8 protein-coding genes are annotated in these 13,106 nt (G+C 53.8%); 5 read left to right on the forward strand and 3 right to left on the reverse strand.

Annotation, left to right across the window (positions count from 1 at the left end; all coding sequences use genetic code 11):
- Positions 1-76: 76 nt before the first annotated feature.
- Both MXE41_RS05635 and MXE41_RS05640 read right to left on the reverse strand, forming a co-directional pair.
- Positions 77-1,819 (reverse strand): putative transporter, encoded by a 1,743-nt coding sequence (locus MXE41_RS05635; RefSeq protein ID WP_247099681.1) that lies wholly within the window; start codon positions 1,817-1,819, stop codon positions 77-79.
- A 1,746-nt stretch (positions 1,820-3,565) separates the two neighbouring features.
- A complete protein-coding gene (locus MXE41_RS05640; RefSeq protein WP_247099682.1) occupies positions 3,566-3,772 on the reverse strand; it encodes a hypothetical protein in 207 nt (68 codons plus the stop codon).
- Between MXE41_RS05640 and MXE41_RS05645 the strand changes: the two genes are divergently transcribed.
- From MXE41_RS05645 to MXE41_RS05655, 3 genes are all read left to right on the forward strand, one after another.
- Entirely contained in the window at positions 3,771-5,246 is a 1,476-nt protein-coding gene (locus MXE41_RS05645) for an AraC family transcriptional regulator (RefSeq protein ID WP_246978153.1), read from the forward strand. The genes MXE41_RS05640 and MXE41_RS05645 overlap by 2 nt on opposite strands.
- A gap of 389 nt (positions 5,247-5,635) precedes the next feature.
- Positions 5,636-6,130: a hypothetical protein gene (locus MXE41_RS05650; protein ID WP_246978152.1), complete on the forward strand. Its 495-nt coding sequence runs from the start codon at positions 5,636-5,638 to the stop codon at positions 6,128-6,130.
- An 18-nt stretch (positions 6,131-6,148) separates the two neighbouring features.
- Complete coding sequence (locus MXE41_RS05655; RefSeq protein WP_247099684.1) at positions 6,149-6,643, forward strand: GNAT family N-acetyltransferase; 495 nt, start codon at positions 6,149-6,151, stop codon at positions 6,641-6,643.
- 265 nt (positions 6,644-6,908) lie between these two features.
- Here the strand turns inward: MXE41_RS05655 and MXE41_RS05660 are convergent, their stop codons facing one another.
- Positions 6,909-7,958, reverse strand: coding sequence for a galactose ABC transporter substrate-binding protein (locus MXE41_RS05660; protein WP_246978150.1), 1,050 nt, complete (start codon positions 7,956-7,958; stop codon positions 6,909-6,911).
- 694 nt (positions 7,959-8,652) lie between these two features.
- Between MXE41_RS05660 and MXE41_RS05665 the strand changes: the two genes are divergently transcribed.
- Positions 8,653-10,017, forward strand: a complete 1,365-nt coding sequence (locus MXE41_RS05665) for an anhydro-N-acetylmuramic acid kinase (protein ID WP_247099685.1) — start codon at positions 8,653-8,655, stop codon at positions 10,015-10,017.
- Positions 10,018-10,813: 796 nt separating this feature from the next.
- The gene (locus MXE41_RS05670) at positions 10,814-12,883 is read left to right on the forward strand and encodes a metallophosphoesterase (RefSeq protein ID WP_247099687.1); all 2,070 of its coding nucleotides are present in this window, start codon (positions 10,814-10,816) and stop codon (positions 12,881-12,883) included.
- The last annotated feature ends 223 nt before the right edge of the window (positions 12,884-13,106 follow it).

Here is a 13,106-nt window from a genome sequence, read left to right on the forward strand (position 1 = left end):
CGGCTTTTTTCATGCAGCCCCAACAGCTGCTGCATGCGATACTGTTCCTGGTGCAGACAGGATCTTATAACTGAGGCTAGAAGCCTGCAACCAGTACCGCAATGATAATCATGACCTGTGGTGACAGAATACGCAGGAACATGGTTACCGGATAAACGGTGGCATAACCCAGGGAAGAGGCCTCAGGGTTGGAATGCATACCGTTGGCAAAAGCAAGGGCTGGAGGATCGGTCATGGAACCGGCGATCATGCCGCACAGTACCAGATAGTTAACCTTGGAAATCTTGTAAGCCAGAATGCCGACTACAAAGATTGGGATAAAGGTAATCAGCATACCGCACATCATCCAGGTAACACCTGGACCCTGGGTCAGAGTAGACCAGAAGCCATTGGCACCGGCACAGATACCGACAATGGAAAGGAACAGGGTGATACCAATTTCACGCAGGGCAGAAAGACCTGCTGATGGCATGTACCAGCGGATACGCTTGAAAGTCAGGGTCTCACCAAAGCGGGAAAGCAGAATGGCCATAACCAGAGGACCACCGGCAATACCCAGCTTGAGAGGGGCTGGAACACCTGAAACAGGAATTGGGATAGAACCAAGCAGAATACCAAGAGCCAGACCAATAAAGATTGGCAGCATGGCGACCTTGTGCAGGGCGATATCAGAATTACCCAGAATCTTGGAAGCGGCGTCAATGTGCTCCTTAGTACCCAGAACGTTCAGGGAGTCACCAAACTGCAGTCTCATGTCATGAGAAGGAATAAACTGCACACCGGCACGGTATAAACGTGAAGCTATGATGTCAAAACGCTCTTCAAGGTGCAGAGACTCAATGGAGTGACCGATGACGGCATTGTTGGTAACAACTATGCGCTTTACGATCTTGTTGGTACCACGGGTAGTGGTATAGGCAGAGTCCACCTTCTTGCCCACAGCTGCAATAACAGGGTGCAAATGCTGACGGGCACCTACCAGGTGCAGAATGTCCTCGTACTCAAGAACAGTATCGGCATGAGGAACTAAAAGATCCTTGCCACGCTTGATACGGGAGCATACCAGGTGCTCCTCAACAATGCCAGGCACTGATGATAAAGGCTTGCCGATGAAGTCCTTGGACAGTACGTTGACGTTGAAAGAGGTAATTTCACCCTGAGAAGCAGCCTTTGACTCCATGTACTTCTTTGCTTCGTCTTCGATATTTACGCGGAAGATAGTACGAATCAGAATCATGGTCAGCAAAATGCCGCAGACACCAAATGGATAGGCCATGGCGTATGCTGATGGAACCAGAGTCTCATCAAAGCCTGCAGCACTGGTATCAACACCCTGCTCGCCCAGCACACTCTCCATGTCCAGAATCATCTGGGTGGCAGCACCAAGTGACGGGGTATTGGTAATGGCACCGGAATAGACACCAACCATGGCGTCGATTTTGAGAATACCGACAAAGTGGAGGGTCAAGGCCACGGAGCAGCCCAGAGCAATGATGACTACTACCCAGCCGATAAGCTTGGCGCCCATGGAACGCAGAGATGCAAAGAAGCTTGGGCCTACCTGCACACCAATTGCGTATACGAACAGGATAAGACCAAACTCCTGTACGTAGGTCAGAATTTCACCTGCATTGGTCAGACCATCTGGAGTACGTACGGTTAAACCGAACCACTCGTGGAAGAAGTGACCGACGAAAATACCTGAGAACAGTACACCACCAATACCCAGGCCGATACCGCGATAGCGGATTTCGCCAAGCAGAATTCCCAATATGGCGGCTGTTGAAATCGCCAACGTTAAAAAAGGAATTGTGGACATAAGCTTTCCTAAAAAACACCGGAAGTCATGATCACAGTACAAAGGGAGTAAAACTCCCGCATTGCGCCATAACATCAAAGTACTTAAGGCAAAAGGGTTGTCATCTCACTTTCCAAGTGCTCTTTTAAGAGCCGTCCTCTTCCGCGCAACCGCCAGTACTTCAAACTGCAGCCCTGAAGCTGCCGTTTTGAAAAGTCCTGACCTGTCACGGTTATGTCCGGCACAGGCAACCCCGTTTCAGGGACAACTGACCAGATCTTAAAAGACAACCTGAAAAACGTATTATCAGGGCAGCCCCTGACAAAAGCCATTAACCCTTACTGCCCCTCCAATCACATCCATAGGTGATCAGAATGCAGTTGAGCCCGTTTTGGCAATGTAAAAAACTCTCATACCCTGCACGGGTATTTTCACAGTAAAAACGATGACTCTGGAAGGAGAATTTGAGCAGTTCATCACATATATTGAACAAATATAAAATGAACAATTTTTCCAACAAGTGCTCAATGCCGCTATTTTCGGTGATCCTCATCACAAAATCAAGCGCAAAAAGCCGCTTTTAATGGCCATGTTGAGCTATGAAAATGCCCTTTTTACGGATGTTTTTGGACATGTACAATGCTCTGACAATAACATACCATGGGCATGCCCCAGGATCAGGCCTGGGCAATGCCCGTAAACATGCTGATTACACCAGTTTTTATTCATCAGACAAATACAAAGATATACACATTTATTTGTGTTTTACCTGTGTAAACTAACTACTTTTCCGTCTGCATAAAATCATGCATAAGTACACCACAGCAAAGCTTTTTTCGCATGCTTGTCATACCTTTGCCCGGCTGGCGCAAGATCAGCAGCTGCCGCGCCGCCTCCGCTGCCGCAACCACCTCAGAAGCGGCTGGGCAGGCAGCACACGTGCGGCGCACAATGCCGCTCAGGTGTCATGCTGTCACTGACTGCATAAGCGCGTAAGGGCTCTGAGTAAGCTCATTGAGCTCATTATGCTCATTTGCTGTCAGATCTTATTGAGCTTATTGAGCTTACCGGGCACTTTGACTGTGATGCGGGAGTGGTAAATGCGTATGGGATTGGATAGCGGTGGCAGCTGCGTTGCTGCTGGCTTTGCTTTAAGAATGTCGATGCGGTCATACGTCAGGCTGGAAACGCTATGAACGGCGCACCAGGACACAGTAAAATGAATCAGGAACGGCGGCTCTGAAAAGAACCGCCCTACGGATTGTTTAACTCTGGCACCGGGTCACGCTGTACGGCCGGTGCTGTCGTGTCAGCACATCCAGACAAAATTGAAGTACTGACCAAATCAGACAAGAATAAGAGCCTCTCTGAGGAGGGGCGCTGAGCTGTATACATAAACTGCCCTTATGTTGCCTGAGCGGACCAAAGCCGAAATTGCGCTCAATTGCCCTGAATTGCGCGGGAAAGGTGACCGGACCACGGGGCCATGCGGCCATATAGCGGCACAGCCGCAGGATGCTGGCCCATGAGCTCATGGGCCACTGCGTCGGAAATCATCGGGCTGTGGGACCATGTGTCATGTGCCATGTGTCAGCGGGGCCGAGGGGCCCTGGCGGCACTGCTGACGTGGGGCGGGCCTGGTGCCCGTGATTCCCTTATGTGCCCCTTATATATGTATTGCTTCAGGTAAACTGCCGGCCTGAGAGCAGCTGTGCCCACAGGTGCAAGACAGTGATCCAGATAATGCCCTTTTGGGCTGAAAAGCCCTTAGGGACGGGAAAATTTTTCAGTTTTTACCACTTGGGCCCGGGCTGGGTTATTTTCAACAATGCAGATAATAATGCAGTCCTGCACCTGATATCCAGAGAAAATAGTCAGTGATTTAGGGGATAATTTCACTTTTTTCTCAACATGACCTGCAAACCATCTGTGATATATTCTGAAATTAAACAGCTTTTCAGGTAGGTTTAACATGGGCAAAAATCATATACAGCAATATGAACAGGCAGAAATCCAGGAGAAATTGCCGGTGCGTTTCTTCCGCTCCGGTGATTACGGATCCTTTGTGCCTTTCCACTACCATCCTGCCCTTGAGCTGATCTATCTCACCAGAGGCAAGCTCATGGTGGAGATCCCCGAGCAGGCTGCCAGCAATGCCTGCATGAAATGCGCGCTGCCCCGCTTCCCTGAACCTCTGCCTGCCAGTGTCAGTGATCTGCGCGGTATTAACCTGCGCTTTAGTGATCCACCGCCGGAAATTGAAGCTGACCTGCCTAATCAGTGCAACCTGAGCGCTGAGGGTGCCAACTTCGTGCTCATTAACTGCAATGAGCTGCACAACTCTGCATGTACCAGCTATAACGAGGCTTATGTACTGCAGATTCCGGAGAGCTTCCTTGAGCAGGAACTCAGCTACGATCTGCCCCTGCCGCTGCGCTTTGATCTCAAGCGCGCCTCCCCCAGGTGTCTGGAGCGACTTGCCGACTACCTGCTTGAGCTTACCGTAGCTCATGAAACCAGTCAGGGGGAAATGGGCTTTAAGGTTCATTTCAACCATGCCCTGTATGGCATACTCTCATGCCTTATGGAAATCATTGTACCTTTGCCGGCCCTTAGTGCCTCCATGCACAATCAGCTGCGTACACCTGGTGCCCTTAACCTCCATCATCTTGCCCAGCAGGCCGCTCTCAGCCAGCATGCCTCAGAACTGCTGGAAACAGAGCCGGTCAACGCCCATCCTGACCGTACTACCACCATGGCCACCAGTTTCAGCGGCATGACTCCGCGCTTTGGTTCCATGAGCTCTGCCCGTCAGGACAGTGATCTGGAAAACAATGAGCCAGCCCATGGCTTCAGGCTTTCTGATGAGGACGGCGCCCCTTACAGTCTTCATGGCGATGGCAGCGCTGCTGACTGCATGTGCGGCCATGAAGATCATGACGACAGTCTGATGGCCGGTAATGCCGCATCAGCTCAGCTCGAAGCCGAGGCCAAGGTAGCCATTGCTCTTAGCAAGAACATGAACCTGCGCCGTCTGCAGCCGGTGCTGGACTTCCTCAAGACGCACTACAACGAGCATATACGTCTTGATGACATGGCCGCTCTTATCAATCTGCATCCGCGCTATTTCTGCAAGGTATTCAAAGAAGCTGTAGGCATGAGTCTGCTGTCCTACGTAAGCGAGCTGCGCCTGTGCCACGTCTACAATGACCTTACCGAGGACAAGACCCCTATCTCAACCATTATGAGACGCCACGGCTTCTCCGACTCCAAGCAGTTCTACCGCTCTTTCAAGGCCCGCTTCAAGCTCACCCCTAAGGAAGTACGTAACATGCTCAGGGAGAACCAGGAGCCGGTCTCACGCAGCTACTCCTACTTTGAGCGCTACTCATCCGAATACGGCAGCATGGGTGCTGCGGCCGAAGGCGGAGCAGCAGCCGGAGTCTGAATCAGGGCCTGAGGCCGCTGCACATCTGCAGGCCATGGCACCAGGCCCCGCCCCAGCCTCATTTACTGTTAACACGCGCCGGCTTATGCCGGCGCAGTGCTTTATGCCATACGCTGCCAGCTGCGCAGCGACCTGCGCTGCACGCCAGGGCAGCCGGGCATACGGTCAGCTGTGCGGCAGGCCTCCCCAGGAGGTAGACCGGCTCAGAGGCTGGGCGGCCGGCCATGCTGAGCGGGCATGAAGGGACCTTGCTGAATTTGGAGCGGGCATTCAGATTTTGGGCAAAAGGGCTGATATTTCAGGGTAAACTATTGAGCTGCAGTGGTCCTGACCTGAGTGAGGCCACTTGTGCATAAGACTATTGTTTCTGCCAGAAAATGAGGTGAAGATTGCTCATCAGAAAGACCGAAACCGGGGATTTATCCTGCCTCGACCAGCTCTTTGACACCTGTCGTGCCTATATGAACGCACAGGGCAACCCTGATCAATGGGACAGCAAATATCCTACTGCAGCCGTAGTGGAGCAGGATATTGTTTCCGGCCACGGCTATGTGTGCACAGATGAGAGCAACACTGTGCTGGCCAGCTTTGCTCTTGGTGATTATGAAGAGCAGTATGACCATATTCACAGCGGCTCATGGAGCTGTGATGAGCCTTATATTGTGGTCCACCGTATGGGAGCCCTGCCTGAAAAAGGTGCCGGCAGCTTCATTTTCCAATACCTGACTGAAAAGTACCCCTACATTCGCATCGATACTCACGAAAACAATAAGACCATGCTCCACCTGCTGGAGAAGTTCGGCTTCAGATACTGCGGTATTGTTCACTATCCTGGCTACGGTGACCGTGTAGCCTACGACTGGATGCGTCCATCAGCCAACTGAATACAGGTATCCTCCACTATGCTTACAATCAGACTTGCAACACTTGAAGACTATCCACGCATCGATGAGCTTTTCGATGATGCCCGCAGCTATATGGCCAGCATTGGCAACACTACCCAGTGGACCAACGGTTTCCCTGACAGCAGCTGCCTTGATGAAGCTCTGTCCAAAAATGAGGCCTTTGTCTGCTGCAAAGATGATCTGGTAGTGGGAGTTTTCGTGGTCAGCCCTTATGAGCCTGCCTACCATCAGCTCGACGGTCAGTGGAGTGCCGACCGTGACTATGCAGTAATTCACCGTCTGGCTACAGCTCCGGGCTATGGCGCCGGTCAGTTCATCTTCCGTCATGTCATGGATCAGCACGACTATGTGCGCGTTGACACCCACCGCGCCAACAAGCCAATGATTCATATCATGGAGAAGCTGGGCTTCAAGTACATTGGCGTTGTCATGTACGATCGTCCAGGCGGCGATGGCGAGCGTGTGTGCTACGACTGGATGCGCAGTAAATAATACAGCAGGAGGCGGCTCCAGCCGCTGCTGCTGTACTGCAGCACATGCAGGCGGCCGCACCGCTGGCAGCGCCCGCGCCCTGTAAAGGCAGAGGCCCTGGCTCACTTGTGTGGGCCAGGGCCTCTGTCCTTATTGGGCATCACAGCTCCCTGTGATGCCCGGGCGCGACGCGTCTTTGCCTGGTGCCCGGGGCATGCCCATGTGCTGCAGGGGCAGACCGCCGGGGAGCGCAGCTGCAGGCAAGCTGCAGGCCGCTGCAGCATGGTCAGCGCAGCAAATAGACGGTATCGGTATTGACCTTGACGTAAGGCACCTCAACAGTGCGGTTCATAACGGGATATCCAAGGAAGTCTGAGTCAATCTGCTCGCCGTAAAGATAGCCCTCAACTATGCGCAGCAGCACATCAGCTGTGGCGCTGTAGTTATTGAGAACTGTGCCGGCCATAATGCCGCGCTCAACAGCATCAAGAGCAGCCGACAGCGCGTCGATGCCAAATACGGGAATGAGCGGGCTTTCTGATCCGTCTGATGTCTCAGTACGGTTATAGCCCCTGTCCTGCAGGGCATCAATGACGCCCAGAGCCATGGAGTCACTGTTGCAGACCACCAGCTCTATACCATCAAGACCGTGGCGGCTGATGAGATTGTTCATCACCGTAAAAGCACGGGGACGTGACCAGTCGCAATAGGCAGCATTGAGCTGCACGAATTTGACCCCTGCATTGGCAATGTTACGGACAAAAGCAGAGGTGCGCTGCTCGGTATCTTCGTGATTTGATTCGCCCTTGAACATGAGGTAGCTGATGATGCCATCGCCATTGCGGTCCATCTCAGGATGGCTTTTGACATATTCAGATACCATCTGGCCCTGAATCATGCCGGCCAGTTCAGGATTGGTACCCACAAACCAGGCATCGGGATAACTGTTCATGACCTCATCAGAAGGTCGACGGTTAAAGAAAATTACCGGCACATTATGACGGCGGGCAATTTCCAGGGCCTCACTGCCATCGTGATTATCAACAGGGTTTACCATCACAGGTGTACGGTCGGACTGCCCGTTGAGCACAAACTCCAGCTGCTCGAGCTGACGCTGCAGACTTCCCTGAGCATCATACTGGGTAACCCTGATCATGCTGCCTATGGCCTGATCCTGCAAAGAGATGCTCAAATGACCGATAAAGGGATCAGAAAGCGAATAGTAGAACACCTTAACCTGGGCCGGGCTTTCACTGTGATCAATACCTGCACTGACGGCCGACATACTGGACAGACCTGCAAAAGCTGCTGCCAGAAAGGATAAAAATTTATTCAAAATCCAAATTCCTCGTAGCTGTGACAGTCATTATACTCTGTTCAGCGCCCTGATAAATTTATCATCCGCGCCACTTCATGGTGACATACAAGGCCAGGTATGCTCATCCCAGGTCGATTCATGCCTGCCCCCGATTTCGCCCTTGCTCCCTGCCTCAGTCTCAACTATACCCCACCGTGCCGGGAACCTGACAATACACGCCCGTTCACAGAACAATAGGTCCTGACACCGCCCTTGAGACGCTCAGGCCGGGAAGCATGCCGGCAGCGCCGCCTCCAGAGCGGCTGCCTTATTGCCTGAACGCCTGCGTGCCTCAGGGGCACAGTGCAGCGCACCATACTGAGCAGTAAGCAGCGTATTGATTTTCCCTGCCTGCCTCTTGTGCAGTATTATGTGCTGCGGTCCTGTGGGCCCATCCTTGCAAAGCTGGGGCAGGCTGACCCGGCCAGACATACGGCCATGGCCAGCCGGGCGCCAGGACGGCCGGACCAGACAGACGACCATGGTCAGCCGGGCAACAGGACGGCCCGGGCAGACAGACGGCCATGGCAAGCCGGGCGGCAGGACGGCCCGGGCAGACAGACGGCCATAGCCAGCCGGGCGACAGCACGGGCGGACCAGACCTGAGGACCGTGGCAGCCGAGGCAGCCGGAGCGGCTGGTCTATCAGAACAGAGTATGACAGGTTTTGGAGTATGGATATGAGCAATATGACAGCTGCAGGCTGCTTACAGCCCGGCATAAGTGCACCAGGTGCTGATACCACCGTTCCTGGAGCCACTGGATCAGGCAATAACGGTTCAGTATGCAATTCAGGTGGTGCCGATCCATATGAGCGCTATGGCAAGGGCAGGCTGCAGGACAGGCTGTTTATTGGTCTTATGTCAGGTACAAGCATTGACGGTATTGATGCTGTGCTCATGTCCATTGGACAGGATGAGAAAGGCTCCATGAGGTACCGCACTCTGGCCACCGCTGCCGTGGACTGGAGTGATGAGGAGCGCGCCATGCTCAATGGCCTGTGCTCAGCAGGATCAGAGCATGATAATGTCTACACTCTGGGCCTTGCGTCAAATGCCGTAGCCCTTGGTGAGTCCCGTGCTGTAACTGCCGTGCTCAGCAAGGCAGGTGTCAGTGCTCAGGACGTCTTTGCTCTTGGAGCTCACGGCCAGACCATACGTCATCATCCTGAGGCCGGTTTCAGCATCCAGATTGATAACGGCCCCCTGCTGGCCTCCACCACAGGTATTGATGCCGTGGTCAACTTCCGTGCTGCCGATATTGCCAATGGCGGTCAAGGTGCTCCCCTTGCTCAGGCCTTTCATCAGAGCGTCTTTGCTGACAGCAGCCGTACCCGTGTAGTACTCAATCTGGGCGGCATTGCCAATATCAGCGTTCTGCCAGCTGGGCACAATTTGCTCACTGCCTTTGATACCGGTCCAGCCAATACCCTTATGGACTATGTGTGCCGTACCTTCCTTGATATCCCTTTTGACCCTGATGGCGCCCATGCCCGCAAGGGAAAGTGCGATGAACAGCAGCTGTGCTCCCTGCTAAAGCACGAATACTTTGCCCGACCATGGCCAAAGTCTACCGGCCGTGAACTGTTCAATCAGGACTTCATTGCGCCCCTGCTCAAAGAACTCAACCCTCAGAGCACTGAGCAGATAAACGACCTGCTGGCCCTGCTTACAGAGCTGACCGCAAGCACTGTAACAGATGCCATAAGCCGCGTCTGTGATGCCCACCCTGAGGTCATGAGCAACAGCATTGACCTTGTGGCCTGCGGAGGAGGAGCCTTTAACAGCTTCCTGCTTGAACGCATGGTAGCTCTGGGCTCAAAGGCCGGACTTGAGCTTACTGTCATGCAGGCTCAGGACTTTGGTGTCGATCCAAAGTTCCTTGAGGCTGAGGCCTTTGCCTGGTTTGCCTGGTGCACAGTAAATGCTGTCCCCCTGCCTCTGTTCAGTTCGAGCAATGCCCGCCGCCTCTCAATTGCCGGCACACTGTGTCCGGCTCCCGATGGCGCCTTCAGCCGCCTTATCCGCGCCACACGCTGACCGTCAGCACGCCTGCCCCGCTACCTGGCTGTATGACCGGATGTATGTCCGGCTGTATGGCACAAAGCCTGGGGACTGCCAGAAAGGCATTGCATGAACAAGACCTGGCCTGGCCTGATGATGCGCGGCGACGCAGTGGACAAACAGATCCTGGTCTGGTCATGCTCAAAGGCCATGAAGCACTCCCGCCTTTTTGCCATGACCATGTTTCAGCTAAGTTTTGCTATGTATAATCAGGCGGGGCTGTGTACACACAGTCCGGACGAAAGATGCAATGGCGTTTTGCCTTTGCCCTGAACAGGCATAAGACCTGTGTAATGTGCGCCATGGAGTATTTCCGGAACCGCCTGAGGTCCGGTTGCACTTTCAGTCCATAATCTGGAACACTTTAGACCGAACATCACCGGTCGCAATCTGCACCTGCAGAAGATATCCCCTCAAAACCACTGCCCATATGGCATCTGGCCTGATAAGGCCTGATGACTGGCGCTCAATTCCTGCCCGGCCAAGCCATAGCCTGTGGCCAGGGCCGTGACGCTGGCCAGGCAGGGGCGGTTGCTGTGATGATGTCGCGTTTCGTGAGCTCAGGCTCAGACATCTGCAGACCACAGGTGTTCCTGATATGCTTGTCCTTAATGCAAGGTTTACTGGCCTCCGCTGCCTGGAGCTTATGTTGCCATATGCTCAGCTGTGTGGCTCCTTGCACCACAGGCACGGTTTTATGGGACAGACCGTCAGCCCCCTGCTACTGTGAGGCAGATGGTGACGGTTAACAGAACAGTTTTTCGGTTAAGTTATGAACACCCTGACAGCAGTTACTTTAGTTGTTCTCCTGGTTCTCCTGGCAGGCCTTATTCTGCCATTGCGTCTTTCATGGCGCTCCAAGGCCATTCTTGCTGCTGTTGTCATTACAGGCATGAGCCGCAACTACATCTACGTGATTACCGGCGGCAACGGCTTTGATCCTGATATTCCCTACAATCTTTACTTCGTTCTCGATCTGGCCCGCACTACCCTGATTACCCTTGCTGCGCTCGTCCTGATCCGCCTTGCCATCAATGGCACAGTCAAGATCATGCGCCGTGACATCAAGGCCTCTGTCCTGCCTGAATTTTCCGTTTTCCATGCCCAGCTGATGCTGCTTGGTGCCTTTGCCATTGCCTGCTACGGTACCTCCTGCGCCTATACCAAGCCACGTATCAATCACTATCAGATCACCATGGAGCGCCTCGATCCGCGCCTTGATGGTCTCAGAGTGATTATGCTCTCAGACTTCCATATTTCCGCTCCGTCTGATCCGTCCTATGTGGCTGACATTATTACCCGCATCAACGCCCTCAACCCTGATCTCGTCCTGCTGCCTGGCGACCTTATCGATGGCAAGGTCAACCGCCGTCATGCCGTAGTACGCCAGCTCTTTGACCTCAAGGCCAAATACGGTGTCTATATCACCTCCGGTAATCATGAGTACTACTCAGGCTATCAGCAGTGGCATGACTATTTTGTCCAGGGAGGCCTTATCAGCCTTGATAACAAGGTAGTTGCGCTTAAGGACGCCAAGGGCAAGACCATGCTTACTCTGGGCGGTCTTACCGACCCTAAAGCGGCCAATTACGGCCTGCCATTGCCTGATGTCAAAGGCGTAGCTGCCGCTCTTGATGACAGCGCTCCTACCGTCATTCTTTCGCACCGCCCGGCCTATGCTGTTGATTTTGCCGACAGCGACAAAAAGGTTGACCTGGTGCTCTCAGGCCATACCCATGGCGGTCTGGTCCTGGGTTTTAACCAGATTGTCGCCCGTCTCAATGACGGCTTTTTATCCGGACATTACCGCATTAAAAGCACCGATCTGATAGTAAGCAACGGCATTGCCGTATGGCAGGGCTACCCAATGCGTCTGGGCGTGCCTAATGAATTTGTAGTCATGACCCTGCGCTCCAGCACTCCGGCCACTGAAAAAACAGTCAAAATTACCAGGGCTGCAGACATCAAACGCGAACGAGCTGAGGCAGCTGCCCTCAAGGCCCGTGAGGCCCAACAGCGCAAGGCCATGGCAGAGGCCAGAGGCGCCGCTCAGAATGCGGCAGCTGGCAGCAAGGCTGACGGCGCAGGTGCAGCCGGTGCTGCAGGCAAGTCACAGGGTGCACCTGGCCAGATGGTGCTGACAGCATCTGCAAGCAAAAACCAGGCTGCAGCAGCAGCCGGCACTGGAGCACCAGGCGGCGCACTGCCAGATGTGCTTTCTCAGGAAACCTCACCTCGTGGAGGCAGCCCTGTGGATGCCAGTGAAATCCGTACCAGTTCAGGCAGCGTCCAGGGACTCAATCTCATCCTGCCTATGGTAGACACTGAAAGTGGCAAGACCTGGCATAGCATAACCAGTCTGGCCCTTCTGCCAGAAAACCTGAGCACAGACCAGATTAACCGCATCAACGAAATCATCAATGAAAGCCGCACTCCGGCTCCGGCTGCTCCCGAGAAAACAGTGGAAGAACCGGCACCTGAGGATAACCGCGTACACTTCCCTGACGGAATTTACCTTGAGGTGCTCAAGGAAAGCTCAGCGGCTGTAAGTGACAGCAAGGCCGCATCACTGGGCCGTAATCAGGGACAGACAGCCGAGCGCATGTCCCAGACTCACAGTACCGACGGCAAGGCCAGAGGAACTCCGGCCAATCCGGCTGACCAGTCCTCGCCATCAGGTCGCGCTCCTGTCAGGCCGCTCACTCCTGAGGAGCTTGCTGAACTTGAGTACAACTCCGAAAACAGCACCGCTGAAATTCAGAGCGAGTACGCCATCTCCCTGGGCAATTCTAAGCAAAAGCCTGATGACAAGGGAGTAAAGGACATGCTCGAAAAGCGCTGATTCCCCCGTTGCTGCCTGCCTGACGACATGCTGCAGCTTAAGCTGCAGCTACTGCGGCGCTTGCTGCAGGCGCAGCAGCGCCAATACCAGCCCGCCTCCTGTTGACATACAGGCGACGGGCTGTGTTTTTGAGGGCATGCTAGAATAGGCTCTTTAATTTTGCGGCGGCCTGGCGGTACGCTACAGATATGAGTATTCTCTGTATTCTGAGCAGGGCCGGTGC

It is taken from the genome of Anaerobiospirillum sp. NML120449, from assembly GCF_023051105.1.
In the GTDB taxonomy this organism is placed as follows: Bacteria; Pseudomonadota; Gammaproteobacteria; order Enterobacterales; family Succinivibrionaceae; genus Anaerobiospirillum.